Annotated in this window: 16 protein-coding genes; 13 read left to right on the top strand and 3 right to left on the bottom strand. The window is 71.1% G+C overall.

Annotated elements, in window-relative coordinates; translation table 11 throughout:
• Positions 1-91 precede the first annotated feature (91 nt).
• The 10 genes from F8S09_RS07915 to F8S09_RS17930 all read left to right on the top strand — a co-directional run bounded on the left by F8S09_RS07915 (position 92) and on the right by F8S09_RS17930 (position 7,296).
• Entirely contained in the window at positions 92-778 is a 687-nt protein-coding gene (locus F8S09_RS07915) for a DUF1990 family protein (protein ID WP_152870848.1), read from the top strand.
• 46 nt (positions 779-824) lie between these two features.
• Positions 825-1,631, top strand: a complete 807-nt coding sequence (gene cobA / locus F8S09_RS17945; RefSeq protein ID WP_227978559.1) for a uroporphyrinogen-III C-methyltransferase — start codon at positions 825-827, stop codon at positions 1,629-1,631.
• The gene (locus tag F8S09_RS17940) at positions 1,628-2,383 is read left to right on the top strand and encodes a uroporphyrinogen-III synthase (RefSeq protein WP_265468998.1); all 756 of its coding nucleotides are present in this window, start codon (positions 1,628-1,630) and stop codon (positions 2,381-2,383) included. Before cobA ends, F8S09_RS17940 begins: the two co-directional genes overlap by 4 nt.
• 90 nt (positions 2,384-2,473) lie before the next feature.
• Positions 2,474-3,613 (top strand): HD domain-containing phosphohydrolase, encoded by a 1,140-nt coding sequence (locus tag F8S09_RS07905; protein ID WP_322618643.1) that lies wholly within the window; start codon positions 2,474-2,476, stop codon positions 3,611-3,613.
• 97 nt (positions 3,614-3,710) lie between these two features.
• Positions 3,711-4,283 carry a precorrin-2 dehydrogenase/sirohydrochlorin ferrochelatase family protein gene (locus F8S09_RS07900; protein WP_322618642.1) on the top strand — a complete coding sequence of 191 codons (573 nt, stop codon included), beginning with the start codon at positions 3,711-3,713 and terminating at the stop codon, positions 4,281-4,283.
• Entirely contained in the window at positions 4,280-5,386 is a 1,107-nt protein-coding gene (hemA, locus tag F8S09_RS07895; protein ID WP_152870843.1) for a glutamyl-tRNA reductase, read from the top strand. The genes F8S09_RS07900 and hemA overlap by 4 nt, the downstream gene beginning before the upstream one ends.
• 64 nt (positions 5,387-5,450) lie before the next feature.
• On the top strand, positions 5,451-6,341 hold the full coding sequence (gene ygfZ, locus F8S09_RS07890) for a CAF17-like 4Fe-4S cluster assembly/insertion protein YgfZ (RefSeq protein WP_152870841.1): 891 nt from the start codon (positions 5,451-5,453) through the stop codon (positions 6,339-6,341).
• On the top strand, positions 6,334-6,777 hold the full coding sequence (locus F8S09_RS07885) for a hypothetical protein (RefSeq protein ID WP_152870838.1): 444 nt from the start codon (positions 6,334-6,336) through the stop codon (positions 6,775-6,777). The genes ygfZ and F8S09_RS07885 overlap by 8 nt, the downstream gene beginning before the upstream one ends.
• A gap of 118 nt (positions 6,778-6,895) precedes the next feature.
• Positions 6,896-7,081, top strand: a complete 186-nt coding sequence (locus F8S09_RS17935; RefSeq protein ID WP_227978558.1) for a hypothetical protein — start codon at positions 6,896-6,898, stop codon at positions 7,079-7,081.
• A complete protein-coding gene (locus F8S09_RS17930; RefSeq protein ID WP_322618641.1) occupies positions 7,060-7,296 on the top strand; it encodes a GNAT family N-acetyltransferase in 237 nt (78 codons plus the stop codon). Before F8S09_RS17935 ends, F8S09_RS17930 begins: the two co-directional genes overlap by 22 nt.
• Positions 7,297-7,342: 46 nt before the next feature.
• On the opposite strand, the gene F8S09_RS07875 is transcribed toward F8S09_RS17930, so the two are convergent.
• The 3 genes from F8S09_RS07875 to F8S09_RS07865 form a co-directional block, all read right to left on the bottom strand.
• Positions 7,343-8,365 carry an ABC transporter permease gene (locus F8S09_RS07875; protein ID WP_152870836.1) on the bottom strand — a complete coding sequence of 341 codons (1,023 nt, stop codon included), beginning with the start codon at positions 8,363-8,365 and terminating at the stop codon, positions 7,343-7,345.
• Positions 8,365-9,387, bottom strand: a complete 1,023-nt coding sequence (locus F8S09_RS07870) for an ABC transporter permease (RefSeq protein WP_152870833.1) — start codon at positions 9,385-9,387, stop codon at positions 8,365-8,367. The genes F8S09_RS07875 and F8S09_RS07870 overlap by 1 nt, the downstream gene beginning before the upstream one ends.
• A 194-nt stretch (positions 9,388-9,581) precedes the next feature.
• A complete protein-coding gene (locus F8S09_RS07865; protein WP_152870831.1) occupies positions 9,582-11,318 on the bottom strand; it encodes an ABC transporter substrate-binding protein in 1,737 nt (578 codons plus the stop codon).
• A gap of 189 nt (positions 11,319-11,507) precedes the next feature.
• On the opposite strand from F8S09_RS07865, the gene F8S09_RS07860 reads away from it, so the two are divergent.
• The 3 genes from F8S09_RS07860 (at position 11,508) to F8S09_RS07850 (ending at position 14,152) form a co-directional block, all read left to right on the top strand.
• Positions 11,508-12,527: a D-alanine--D-alanine ligase family protein gene (locus F8S09_RS07860; protein WP_152870828.1), complete on the top strand. Its 1,020-nt coding sequence runs from the start codon at positions 11,508-11,510 to the stop codon at positions 12,525-12,527.
• 63 nt (positions 12,528-12,590) lie between these two features.
• Positions 12,591-13,583 (top strand): extracellular solute-binding protein, encoded by a 993-nt coding sequence (locus F8S09_RS07855; protein ID WP_152870825.1) that lies wholly within the window; start codon positions 12,591-12,593, stop codon positions 13,581-13,583.
• Positions 13,584-13,657: 74 nt separating this feature from the next.
• Positions 13,658-14,152, top strand: a complete 495-nt coding sequence (locus F8S09_RS07850; protein ID WP_152870823.1) for a hypothetical protein — start codon at positions 13,658-13,660, stop codon at positions 14,150-14,152.
• Positions 14,153-14,163 lie beyond the last annotated feature (11 nt).

Here is a 14,163-nt window from a genome sequence, read left to right as displayed (position 1 = left end):
GAACCCCGGCCGTGCCCCCGGCGGCGGCGCAGCGGCTACCCTGCCCGCGTTCCCCGGCCCTGGCCGGAGGCTGCCCCCGGAGGTTATCCCCATGTCCCGACTGACCCGCCTGCTCGCCCTGCCTGCCCTCGCCGCTGCCGCCTACGCCCTCAAGGGGCCGCCCGATCCCCTGCGCCCCTCGGGACCCGAGGACGGCGTGGGACCGCTGACCCGCCGCCGCTACTGGGTGGAACTGGAGGGCGCGACCCGTGACCCGGAGGACATCGCCCGGCACTGGCGAGAGCATCTGCCCGACCACGCCCCCAAGTGGCTGGCTTACTTCCGGGGGATGGACGGCCCCATCCCGCCCGTCGAGGTGGGGACCCGCCTCCAAATTCAGATGATGCTGGTCCGGCGGGGCCGGGTGGTCGTGGAACATGTGGACCCCTTGGGCTTCCGCGTCCGCACCCTGCGCCTGCACCCCGACGCGGGCACCTCCGATTTCCGCGTCTACCCCCAGGAGGAGCGCGGGCACGTCATCCTCCAGATCGAATCGCTGCTGCGGACCAATTCGCAGTTTGACCGCCTCGCCTACATCTTCGGGGCACACGCCGGGCAGCGGCGCAACTGGGAACTCACGCTGCTGAGCGTGGCGGCCTACGCAGGGGGCCGCATCGTGAACCGGGGCCACGAGTCGCTGGAGATGACCCACCTCGCCCACTCGTACACGGTCCCGGCGTCCGAGGCGCTGCCTGACGCGCCCGTGGGGCTGGACAAGGGGACAGCCGACCACGCCTGACCCCTCACCCCATCTGTCCCGCCCCCGGCCCGCTAGCCTGTGCGCCATGACCGACGCTTCTGCCGCCCCGACTTCCTCCCGCGCCTTCGTCTCGCTGATCGGGGCCGGGCCGGGCGATCCGGGGCTGCTCACGCTGCGGGGGGCAGAAGCCCTGCGGTGGGCCGACGTGGTGCTGTTCGACTACCTCGCCAATCCTGAGCTGCTGCGCCACTGCCCGGACGCCGAGACGATCTACGTGGGCAAGAAGGGCTTTTCCGAGTACATCTCGCAGGAGCAGATCAACGCCTTGATCGTGCAAAAGGCGCAGGAAGGTGGGGGAAAACGGGTCGCCCGGCTCAAGGGCGGCGACGTATTCGTCTTCGGGCGCGGCGGCGAGGAGGCCGAGGCGTGCGCAGCCGCCGGGGTGCCCTTTGAGGTGATTCCCGGCGTGACCAGCGCCATCGCCGCCCCCGCCTACGCCGGGATTCCGGTGACCCACCGCGAGCTGGCCCGCAGCTTTGCCGTCCTGACCGGCAACACGAAGGAGGGCGGCGCCCACTACGAGCGCCTCTCCGGGGTGGACACGCTGGTGCTGCTGATGGGCGTGCGGAATCTGGATCAGATCAGCGCCGACCTGATCGCCGCCGGGCGCGACCCCGGCACCCCCGCCGCCACCGTGCAGTGGGGCACGACCGGGCGGCAGCGGGTGGCGACGGGTACGCTGGCCACCATCGCCGGGGCCGTGCGCGAGGCCGGGCTGGAGGCTCCCGCCGTCACCGTGGTGGGCGAGGTCGTGCGGCTGCGCGAGTCGCTGCGCTGGTTCGAGGATTCCGAGCTGTTCCGGACCTTGCAGGCGTTGGAAGAGGCGCAATGACCACCCCGGGCCGTCCCCTCGCCGGGCGCACGGTGGCCGTTACCCGCACGCGGGAGGGGGCCAGCAGCCTCTCGGACGTATTGCGGGCGCGAGGGGCCGACGTGCTGGAGGTGCCCCTGATCCATTTCGCGCCCACCGGGGACGAGGCCGCCCTGCACGCCCGGCTGCGCGACCTGTCGGGGGTGGGCTGGCTGCTCCTGACCAGCAACCAGGCCGTGTCGGCCCTGTTCGAGCACCTGGAACGGCTGGAGTTGGGGGCCGATCATCTCGCCGGAGTACGGCTGGCGGCGGTCGGCCCCAGCACGGCCCGCTCGCTGGCGGAACGGGGCCGACCCGCCGACTTCGTGCCGGGCAAGCCGGGAGCGCGGCACCTGGGGGCCGAGTTGCCCACCCAACCCAGCGAGCTCGCCCTGCACCTGACCTCCCAGCTCGCGGAGGCCGAACTGCAGCGGGCGTTGGAGGCGCGGGGCGTGCGCTACGACCGCGCCGAGCTGTACCGCACCGAACCCGCCCAGCCGGGGGCGGAAGCGCTGGCGCGGCTGCGCGGGGCCGATGTGGTCACCCTGGCCTCGGGCAGCGCGGCGCGGCACCTCGCGGCGCTGGCGGGGACCGCGTTCCGGGTGGTGGCGATGGGGCCGCAGACGGCGGACGCGGCGCGGGAGGCCGGATTCACCCGCGTGACGGTGGCGCGGGAGGCGTCGCTGGAGGCGCTGGCGGACGCGGCGGAGGGCGCGGTCCTGGGGGCACGGTAGCTTCCCCGCTGTCCGGACCCCTTGGACCCGGTCCAGACTCCCCGAACAGGGGGCGGCAGCGGGCCCGGGCATGTGTCACCCTACGCCCATGTGCCGCGCCGCGCTGACCCGGCCTCCCTGGGGGGGAGCGTGAGTGTGGACGACCGGGCGGCGCTGAGGGTGATGCTGGACCTCAGCCGTTCGCTGCTGGCGGCGGCGTCGGGCGCCGAGGTGGAAGCCACCCTGACCCGTCAGAGCGTGGCGCTGCTGGATACCCGGTCGTCGGCCTTCTTGCGCTACCTGCCTGACCCCGACGTGCTGCGCGTGACCGCCGAGGCGGGCGCCCACGCGGGGGACCTGGGCCTCACGCTGGCGCGGGGGCAGGGGGCCTCGTGGCGGGCGGCGCTCTCGGAGGCGCCGCTGCTGCACCTGCGGCGGGGAGAGGCCCCGCCCTGGGTGGTGCGGGCGCCGGGCGTGCCGCCAGTGCATTCGCTGTTCGCGCCGCTGCGTTCTCCCTCGGGTCGGCTGCTGGGCGTGCTCACGGTGGGCCGCGAGGACCCGCCCTTCAGCCCCCGCGACGAGGAACTGCTCGTCACCTTCGCCAACGCGGGCACGGTGACCCTCCAGCGCACCTACGAGACGGCCCGCGCCGCCGCCACCCGCGAGGGAGCGCTGCTCGCGCTGGGGCTGGCGCTCGAAGCCCGCGACTACGAGACCCAGGGCCACACCGGGCGCACCGTCGCGCTGGCCGGGCGGCTGGGCCGGGCGCTGGGGCTGGATGAGGCGGCGCAGGACCACCTGCGGCAGGGAGCCTACCTGCACGACATCGGCAAGCTCAGCGTCTCCGACGACATCCTGCTCAAGCCGGGGCCGCTGACCCCGGAGGAGCGCACCCAGATGCAGCACCACGTCCTGACCGGCGAGGCCCTGGTGCGGCGCATCCCCACCATGCCGCGCGAGGTGCTGGAGGTCGTGCGCTCGCACCACGAACGCTGGGACGGCACCGGTTACCCGGACGGACTGGCGGGCGAGGCCATTCCCCGCCTGGCCCGACTCTTCTCGGTGATCGACGTGTTCGACGCCCTGACACACCAGCGGCCCTACCGGGCGCCCCTGAGCGTGCCCGGTGCCCTGGCGCTCCTCCGGGCCGAGGCCGGGCAGCAGTTTGACCCAGGGGTCGTCGCGGCCTTTCTGACCCTCTTTGCGGACCCCGTCGGACCACAGGCCATGCGGGGCAAAGCAGGCCTGTAGACGGGAACCCGCCGCCCAAAAACTTCGTCCCCGGCGAGGTTTCTGACCGTTCGGTCGGGGACGCCCGCCCCGGCCGCGCCGCGCTATGCTGCTCCGCGTGACGCTGGCCGCCTTCCTGAATCTGAGCGGCGAGGCTGCGGTGGTGGTGGGGGGTGGTCCGGTGGCACTGCGCCGTGCCCGCACCCTGCTGGGTGCCGGACTGCGGGTGCGGGTGGTGGCGCCCGAGCTGCATCCCGACCTCGCCGTGCTTCCCGTGGGGCATGACCCCCGCCCCTACCGCCCCGGTGACGTGGCGGGGGCGCGGGTGGCCGTGGCCGCGACGGACAGCCCTGAGGTCAACGCCGCCGTGGCTGCCGAAGCCCGCGCGGTGGGCGCCCTGGTCAACCACGCCGGGGACGCCGCGCAGGGCACCCTGCGTTTTCCCGCCGTGACGCGCCGGGGGGGGGTGGAGGTGGCCCTCACGACCGGGCGCGAACTGCCGCTGCTCGCGCAGGCCCTCGCCGAGCGCATTGCCGGACTGCTCCCGGCGCCCGAGCAGGTGGACGCCTGGGCCGAGCGCCGCGAGGCCGCGCTGACCCTGCCGGGAACCGAGCGCGAGGCGGCCCTCGCCGCGCTGCGGGCCGACATCCGCGCGGCCGTGGGCCTCTTGCCCGCCGGGGTGGGCGCATGACGCTGGCCTGCCCGACTGGCCGCGCCCTGCTCGCCCGGGCGCACGTGCCCGCCCCCGCTGCGCTCGACTTCGTGGTCGTGGGCCTGAACCACCAGACCGCCCCGGTCGAGGTTCGCGAGCGGGCGGCCGTCCGCGCCGGGGACGAGGCCGCCGTGCTCTCGCACCTCTCGCACTTTGCCCGCGAGGTCATGCTGCTCGCGACCTGCAACCGCACTGAGGTCTACCTCGCGGGGCTGATGGGCGACCCCCGCACCGTCTTCGGGGACGCCTGGGGCGGCGACCTGGGCGAGCACCTGTACGTCTACCGGGGCGAGGCGGCCGCCACGCACCTCTACCGGGTGGCGGCGGGCCTCGACAGCCTCGTGATCGGGGAAACGCAGATTCAGGGGCAGGTCAAGCGGGCGTGGCAGGCCTCGCGCGACCTCGGGCTGGCGGGCACGGTCCTGAACAAGGTCGCGCAGGGGGCACTCGCGGCGGGCAAGCGGGTCCGCACCGAGACGGGCCTCGCCGACCGGGTGGTCAGCGTGTCGAGCGCGGCCGTCGAACTCGCGCAGGCCGCGCTGGGGGGCCTCGCGGGCCGGACCGCTCTCATCCTGGGGGCGGGCGAAACCGCCGAGCTGACCCTGACCCACCTGCGGGCGGCGGGCGTGGAGGACGTGATCGTGGTCAACCGCACCGCCGAGCGGGCGCGGGCGCTCGCCGAGCGGGTGGGGGGCCGCGCCTGCGCCGCCGAGCTGCTGCACGAGGCCCTGCCCCTGGCCGACGTGGTGATCGCGTCGAGCGCCGCGCCCCACTACGTCCTGCACCCGGAAGGGGTGGCGGCGGCGCTGGAGGGGCGCCCGGAGCGGCCCATGTTCCTGATCGACATCAGCGTGCCGCGCATCCTCGACCCCGAGATCGGGGGCGTGGCGGGAGCGCACCTCTACAACCTCGACGACCTCACCGCCATCGTGAGCCGCAACCTGCAGTCGCGCCGCGCCGCCCTGCCCCACGCCGAGGCGATCGTCCGCGAGGGCGTGTCCGACCTGACCCGCTGGAACCTCACCCGCGAGGCCCAGCGGGCGCTGCGGGCCGGGCGCGAGCTGGCCGTGGCGAGCGACTGACCGCGCCACCTGAACCCTGCCTCCCGCCCCACATCGCCGCGCCCTTTTCCCGTAACCTGACCCCATGTGGACCCGCCTTCCCTCCAGCGCCCTGCGCCTGACCGGGTCAGACCGGGTGGACTTCGCGCAGGGGCAGATGACGAACGACCTGCGGGGGGCGCCCACCCCCGGCCTGGTCGCCGCCTGCTTCCTGAACGTGCGTGGGCAGATCGAGTTCTTCGCCCGCGTGTACAAGCGTCCCGGCGACGTGTACCTGCACCTCGGGGCGGGGCAGGCCCCGGCGCTGGCGGAGCGGCTGCGGCGCTACATCATCTTCGATCAGGTGGACCTGACGGACCTCTCCGGCGACCTCCGCACCGTCCATGTCTGGCGCGAGGCCGACCTTCCCGGCTGGGACCCGGCGGGCGGCGACGCGCAGGAGTTTGGGCTGGCAGGGGCGACCGTCCTGGGCGGGCGCGTGAACCGCACCGGGGCGGCAGGGGTGGACCTGCACTTTCTCGCCCGGCAGGAGGAGGCGGTGCTGGGAGCCTTGGCAGGTGCTGAGGTTGCCCTCCCCGAGCTGCACGCCGCCCGCCTCCGCGCCGGGATTCCCGACGTGGATTCCGACGGCTTCGCGGGCACCCTGATTCCGGAAGTCGGGCTGGACGTGGGCGGTCCCCTCCCGGCCATCAGCTACCGCAAGGGCTGCTACGTGGGGCAGGAGATCATGGCCCGGCTGGAGGCGCGGGGACAGGCCCGCTACGCCCTGGCACGGCTGCGCGGCGAGGGCCTTCCCGAACGGGCCGAGGTCACCCGCGACGGGAAAGTGGTCGGGCAAGCTGGCGCCCACGCGGGGGGCCTGAGCCTCGCGCGGCTGCGGCGCGAGCTCGTGCCGGGGGACCGGGTGGAGGTGGGGGGCGTGCCCGCGACCGTCGAAACCCTGACGCCCCTTTCTGCTGCCCCTGCCGATGTTTGAAGCTTTTGTTCGCGAGGTCGGCAGCGGCCAGCCCGCCGACCTCGTGCGGGCGGCGCGTCGGGCGCAGGCGGCGGGGTTCGGGGTGTTGGCGCTGCCGGGGCTGCCGCTGGGCGCGGTGTACGCCCTGAGTGACCCCGCCCCCTTGCCCCCCCTGTGGGTCGCCGTGCTGGCCGGGCTGGGGGCGCTACTCGCCGTGCTGGTGCTGCGGCTGGCCCACTCGGCGGCCCGCGATCCCGGCCAGCCGCCTGCCCGCGCCGTGCTGACCGCCGCCCTGCAATCGGGCGGAGCCCCCGCTGTCCCCTTCCTGCTGGGGTGCACCCTGCTCGCGCAGCCCCTCGCGGTGCCCGCGCTGTGGGCGCTGGCCGGGCTGGGATACGCCGCCGCGTGGAGCCGGGTGCCGGGCTGGGTGCAGGCGGCAGGCACCCGCCGGACCTGACCCGCCATCTGGCCGACGCAGCCTGCGGCAGGCCCGCTCCAGCCTGCGGCCGTGTACGCCACCACGCCCCGCCTCCGCCTCGTCCCCCCTCCCCCGCGAGGTCATCGCGGGACGGCTCGTGCAGGCTCCCTTCACGGCGACCCTGCCCACCCCGGACGGCCCCCTCACCGTGACCTACCCCCCGGCGTGGCCCGGCGACCTGCTGCCCCTGCTCCCCGCCCGGCTGGCGGCCTTCGACCCCGAGCGTGAACGCTGGAGCGCCACCCTGGTCGATGGGGCGACGTGGAGATCGGCTATGGCCTGAATCCCGACGCCTGGGGCCAGGGCTACGCGACTGAGGCCGTCGGCGCCCTGATGACGGCCCTGCTCGCCCGCCCCGAGGTCCGGCGAGTGACCGCCCGGACGGCCCGGACCAACCCCGCGAGTGCCCGCGTGCTGGAGAAGCTGGGCTTCGTGCCCGTCGGCGCCGCCCGGGACGAGGCCGACGGCGACCTGACCCTCCGGGCGCGGGCCAAGTGAAGCCGCCCCCGGCGGGAGGGCCAGGGGCGGGCAGGGGCGCAGCGGTTCAGCGCGTCTTGGGGTCGTAGGCGTCGCGCAGGGCGTCGCCGAAGAGGTTGAACGCGAGGCTGAACAGGATGATAAAGGCCGCCGGGTAGACCATCACGTACCAGTACTGCGGTTGCAGCCACGCACGGGCGAAGTCCACAAGCTGGCCCCACTCGGCGTAGCCGGTCGGGAAGCCCAGTCCCAGGAAGGACAGCGCGGCGATAGACAGGGGAATGGTGCCCAGGTCCAGCACAGCCAGGGTCAGCACGCTGGCGAGGCTGTTGGGGATGATGTGCCGCCGGATCAGGCGCCAGTCGCGGGCGCCGAGGCTGCGGGCGGCGTCCACGTATTCCAGTTGCCGGGTCCGCAGCACGTCGCCGCGCACGATCCGGGCGTAGCTGGCCCAGCCGGTCACGGTGTAGGCCAGGATGATGGGCAGAGACGGATCAATGCCGGGATTGCTGGCCTTGAGGAAGGTGATCAAAATGATCGTGAGCACCAGTCCCGGCAGCGCGAACAGCACGTCGATAAAGCGCTGAATCAGGTTGTCGATCCAACCCCCGTAGTAGCCGCTGATCGCCCCCACGATGACGCCCACGACCAAGGTGATGCCCACGATGATAAAGGACAGCTTGAACATCGTGCGGGTGCCCCAGATCAGGCCGTAGAAGATGTCGTAGCCCTGGCTGGTGCCGAAGCGGGCTTCCTCGCTGGGCGGGGTGGGGGTGGGGGAGAAGCTCTCGCGCTCGATGGAGTAGCAACTGTCGGGCGCGGCAAAATGCGCCTTCCAGAAGACGCCGCTCAGCGGATTGGCGATCTCCTGCGGGCTGCTGGCCCCCAGGTCACGCACGCAGTTGGACCCTGCCGAGGGCCGGGCGATGAGGGGTGCGAAAAAGCCCACCAGCAAGAAGAGGGTGGCGACCAGCAGGCCCAGCATGGCGAGCTTGTTGCGCCGCAGCTTCTGGATGGGCCGCGAGGACAGAAAGTCGCGCACGGTGCTGCGCTTTTCGGGCACGGGGGGAGCAGCGGGAACGGTCGTCATCAGTCAAACCTCACGCGGGGATCGACGACCCCGTACAGGATGTCGGTCAGGGTGCTGACCACCACCACGATAATCGCCGAGAGCAGGGCGAAGCCCAGCACCGAGGGCACGTCGAGTTGCAGCGCCGACTGCACCACCCATTGCCCGATGCCGGGGTAGGCGAAGATCGTTTCCGTGATGATCGAGCCGCTCAGCAGCCCGATAATCAGGAAGCCCCCCAGCGTGATGATCGAGAGCAGCGCGTTGCGCCGGGCGTGCTTGAGGTTGACCGTGCGTTCGGGCAGGCCCTTGGCGCGGGCGGTGCGCACGTAATCGCTGGTCAGGGCCTCGAGCATGTTGTTGCGCATCACCTTGAGGATGGTCGCCCCCGAGACGATGATCAGCGTCAGCGCGGGCATGATCAGGTGCCGGAACACGTCGAGGGCGATGTCGAAGCGCCCGTTGAGCAGCGCGTCGACCCCCAGCATCCCGGTGTAGCGCCGGATGTCTCCGACGGCAAACTGGTTGATCACCTCCAGTTGCCCGGCCCCCGGCAGCCAGCCCAGGTAACCGTAGAGGACGGCCAGCAGCACGATCCCCAGCACGAAGGTCGGCAGGCTGTAGCCCAGCACCGCGAACACCCGCAGCGCCTGATCGATAAAGCGGTCCTTGTTCAGGGCGCTGAGGGTGCCCAGCCACACCCCGATCAGGATGATGGGAATGGCGGTCACCAGCGTCAGTTCGATGGTGTTGGGCAGCCGCTCGATGATGGTCTCCAGCACCGGCTGCCCACTGGACTTGGAAAAGCCCAGGTCGCCCGAGAGCGTGCTTTGCAGCCATTTGCCGTACTGCACCGGGAAGGGCTGGTCGAGCCCCCGGTCGCGGATGATGCGCTCGAGCTGCGCGGCCTGCTGGTCGCTACGGATGTACCCCGCCGCCCGCTGAGCGGGCGTGAGCAGCATCGTGAGGGCCACGATCAGCACCGACAGGGCCAGCATGACCAGCGGAATCTGAATGAGGCGGCGGACGATGAAATTGAGCATGAAAACCTCGGAAAGGGGAGTCTCCGGTGGTCCGGGAGTCGGCGCTGATTCTCGCCCCTGGGGCACGGGGTGTGATGAAAGCAGGTGAGGCGGGAAAAAGCGTCAGCACTCCACCATACACGCGGGGCGCCCCCACACAAAGGGGGACAGGGACGGCCATGTCGGCCGTCCCTGTCCCTGCCGGGTCCGTTGCCTTACTTCTTGCTGAGTTCCTTCCAATACGTGCCCGTGTCGTCGAAGCTGATCATGGGGTTGTACGCGCGGGCGCTCACGCCCACGAGGTTGTCGCGGTGGGCGATGATGCCCACGCCCGCCGGGATCAGCACGAAGGGGGCCTGCTCGTAGGCCCGCTGCCCGACGAGCGAGTACAGCCGGTTGCGGGTGGCAGCGTTGGTGGTGCTGCGGGCCTGCTCCAGCCACTTGTCCACGCTGGCGTCCTTCCAGTTGTTGCGCGGGAAGTAGTAGCCGTTGCTGGAGTAGAAGGTGTACATGAAGTTGTCGGCGTCGGCGTAGTCAGGTGCCCAGCCGATGATGATCATGGGCTCCTTGCCGGCCTTGGAGTCGTTGAGCATCGCCGACCATTCCTTGGCCTGGATGTTCACGCGGAACTTGGGGTTCAGCGCTTCGACGTTCTTCTTCAGGATCTCCATGGCGGTCTGGCTGGCCACGGCCCCGGCGCGGTAGGACACGTTCAGGGTAAAGCCGTTCTTCCAGACGTTGCCGCCCCAGGCCCGCTTGAAGTACGCCTCGGCCTGCTTGGCGTCGTACTTGTAGGTCTTGACCTTCTCGTCGTAGCCGGGGAAGGTGTCGGGGAGCAGCATGGTGCGCTGCTTGCCCTTGCCGTTTTGCACGTCGCGGATGTACTGCGCGTAGTTGAACGAATACGCGAAGGCGCGGCGCACGTTCACGTCGCTGAAGAAGTTCGCCGGGATGCCGCGCCCGTCGAGCTTGCCGCTGCCCAGGCGGCTGGCGTCAGCGATCTTCTCGTTCATGAAAATCGCCGTGGCGCTGGTGTTGGGGAGGCCGTCCACCACGACCACGCCGGGCTTGCCCTTGAGCTGCTCTTCGATGTTGGCGCGGCCGCCGGTCTCGATGATGTCGGCGTCGCCGCGCAGGAAGGCCTGCTGGCGGGCGGCGAGTTCGGGCACCTTCTGAATCACGACGTTGGTGATCGCGGGCTTCTTGCCCCAGTAGCCGGGGAAGGCCTGCGCGAGGATCGCGTTGGCGTCCTTGCGGACCAGGCGGTACGCGCCCGTGCCGCTGGGCTGCTTGTTCAGGTTGCTGCCCTGCAGGTCCTTGCCGATCCAGTTCTTCCAGTCGGCCTCGGTGCCCTTCCACTCGCCCACCTTGATGGCGTGCTGGCGGTCCACGACGCTCTGGCCCGCGTAGGCGAGCTTGGACAGGAACGCGGGGTCGACCTTGGGCAGCGTGAAGACGAGCTGTCCGGCGCGGTTGCACTCCACGGCGCGGTCAATCTTGGCCCAGGTGATGCTCTTGTCGTCGTTCGCGTTGGCGCCGGTCCCCAGCAGGCTCTCGGAGAAAAACCAGTTGCCCGATTCCGCGGCGTTGGTCACGAGGTTGCGCTCGAAGGTGTACTCGGCGTCCGCGCAGGTCATGGTGTTGCCGGAGTGGAACTTGACGTTCTTGCGCAGGTCGAAGGTGTACGTCTTGCCGCTGTTGGTGATCGCCCACTTGGTCGCCAGCAGGGGTTCGAGGTCGCGGATGCTCGCGCCCTTGTAGGTCACCAGGGTTTCGTAGATGTTCTCCACGATCGCGCCCGAGGCGGTGTCGTAGGTGGCGGCGGGGTCCAGCGTGGGCACGTCGTTGGCCCACTGCACGACCAGCGTGTCGCGGGCGACGGCGGCCTGCGCGGTGCTGGTGACCGCAGCGGCGGCGAGGAGCAGCGAGCTGAGCAGAGCGACTTTCTTCATGGTGCCTCCTGAAGGGAGCGGGGAGAGGGTCTGGATAAGGTCTAAGGGTGCCGCAGTCCGGTCGGGTGACCGGGCCAAAACGTTGGGGATGTCAGACGGCGCCAATCATAGCGCAGCCTGAGCGGGGCATGTGAGAGGTTTCAAGGGGCCTTGGGTCAGCCCCCCCGGCGGGTGCCATACTGCCCCGCGATGAAGAAGCGCATCCTGCTGCTGGCGGGCGGTCAATCCGGCGAACACGAAGTCAGCCTGATGAGCGCCCGCAGCGTGCTCGCCGCCCTGCCGCGCGACCAGTTCGACGTGACCCCGGTGGTCATCAGCCCGCAGGGGCGCTGGCTGCCGCCGACCGACACCGCCCGCGCCCTGGAAACCGGGCAGGCCATTCCCGGCGGCGACCTCGTGCTGCACCGCGCCGCGAGTGCGGAAGGCTACGACGCCGTCTTTCCGCTGCTGCACGGCCCGATGGGGGAAGACGGCACCATTCAGGGCCTGCTGACCCTGGCCGGGATTCCCTTTGTGGGGTCGGGCGTGCTGGGCTCGGCCGTCAGCATGGACAAGGTGATGACCAAGCAGGTGCTGGCCTCGGCGGGGATTCCGCAGGTGGACTGGCGCCTGGCCCTGCGGGGCGAGTGGCAGACCCGGCCGGAGGAGGTCGAGGCCCGCGCCGCCGAGCTGGACTTTCCCCTCTTCGTGAAGCCCGCCAACCTCGGCTCCAGCGTGGGCATCAGCAAAGTGAGCCGTCCCCAGGAGTTGCAGGCGGCCCTCGACCTCGCCTTTTCCCTCGACCGCCGCGTGATTCTGGAGGCGATGACCCCGCACAAGCCCCGCGAGGTGGAGGTCGGGATTCTGGGCAACGACGCGCCGATGGCCAGCCCGGTGGGCGAGTTGCGCTTCGACGCGGACTTCTACGACTACGAGACGAAATACACCGAGGGCCGCGCCGAGATGCACATCCCCGCCCCCCTTCCCGCCGAGGTGGCCGAGCGCGTCCGCATCCTCGCCCTGACCGCCTTCCGGGCGCTGGACTGCGCGGGGCTGGCGCGGGTGGACTTCTTCTATGTGGAGGAGACGGGCGAGCTGTTCCTGAACGAGGTCAACACCATGCCCGGCTTCACCACGACCTCCATGTATCCCAAGCTGTTCGGAGCGGCGGGCCTGAGCTACAGCGAGCTGGTGACCCGGCTGATCGAGCTGGCACTGGAACGGCGGTAGGACCACTGGGGCCGCCGCCCCATCGTGTTGACAATCCCGAGTGAGTTACTTAGGATTCGCTCGATGAAGCGCTTCCTGCTCGCCTCCGCCGCCCTGCTGCTGTCCGGCTCCTCGCTGGCCCAGTCCCAGATCACCGTGTACTCGGGCCGCGCCAAGACCTTCGTGGACCCCATCGTGCAGCAGTTCGAGCGCTCGACGGGCATCAAGGTCAACGTCCGTTACGGCACCGACAGCCAACTGGTCGCCGCGCTGCGCGAGGAGGGGACCCGCAGCCCCGCCGACGTGTTCTGGGGCAACTCGGTGGGAGCGCTGGGCGAGCTCGCCGAGGACGGCAAGTTCCTGAAGCTCACGACCGCGATGGTGCGCGGCGTGGCGCCCGACTACGTGCCCGACGACCGGACCTGGCTGCCGACCACCGTGCGCTTCCGGGTGCTGGCCTACAACCCCAACAAGATCAAGCCGGGCGACCTCCCCGACAGCATCCTCGACCTGCCCAAGATGACTGCCCTCAAGGGGCGCATCGGCTGGACGGTCAGCTACCCCTCCTTCCAGGACTTCCTGGCGGGCATGATCGCCAAGCACGGCGAGGCCACCACCCGGCAGTGGATCGCGGGCATGAAGGCGCTGCAACCCAAGGACTACAAGACCAGCAACGTGGGGATGCTCGAGGCCATGCGGGCGGGCGAGATCGACGTGGCGCTGACCAACCACTACTACATCCAGCGCGTGAACCGCCTGAGCTACCCGGTGGAAACCTACTTCTTCAAGAATGGCGACATCGGCAACCTGGGCAACGCGACGGGCGCGGCCATCCTGAAGACCAGCAAGAACCGCGCGGCCGCCACCCGCTTCCTGTCGGCGCTGACCGGCAAGGACGCCCAGACCTTTTTCCTGAGCGTGAACTTCGAGTACCCGGTGATCGGCAACATCATCCAGCCCACCACCATGCTGCCCTTCAGCGACGTGACCAAGCGCAGCCCGCGCGTGGACCCCGCCGTGCTGCCCAAGAACATCGAGAAGGCCCAGCGGCTGCTGCGGGAGGCGGGTCTGCTGTAAGGACAGTCGCCAGCCCAAGAGGGGGAGGTCTCGCCTGCGGGTGGGGCCTCCTGCGCTTGTGGTGAGATACGGGCATGGATCTGCTGGGAGGCGTGCTGGGTGCCCTGCTGACCTGCGCGGCGGTGCTGGGCGCGTTGCGGCTGCGGCCTGCCCCGGCGCGGGTGCTGGGAGCGCTGGGCTGGCCCGCGTGGATAGTCGCCGCGCTGTGGCCGGTGCTGATGTGGGAGCCGGAGCCTTCGGAGCCTCTTGACCCGCTCACCATCGGCTTCTCGAACATCTTCCTGATCCTGGGCCTGCTGGTGGGGCTGGTGTGCGCCCTGCCCCGACGCAGGCGCTGGCCGGGCGAGGCCGTCTGGGTGTCCTGGGGCGTGGGCCTGCTGGCAGTGCTGGCGTTGTCGCTGGGTGGCCTGGGCCTCAACGCTCTGCTGGTGGGCGGGCTTCCGCCGGAGCAGAGGGGGGCGGTGACGCTCGGCCTCGCCACTGGCCTGCTGCTGAGCCTGCTGCCCGCGCTGGCTGCCGCCGAACTGGTTGGGAGGCGGGAGCGGTGGACCGGGGCGGAGGGGGGATAGCAAAACCCCCA

Origin of the sequence: Deinococcus terrestris, from assembly GCF_009377345.1 — a bacterium.
GTDB lineage: Bacteria > Deinococcota > Deinococci > Deinococcales > Deinococcaceae > Deinococcus > Deinococcus terrestris.
This window is presented reverse-complemented; position numbering and strand designations above follow the sequence as displayed.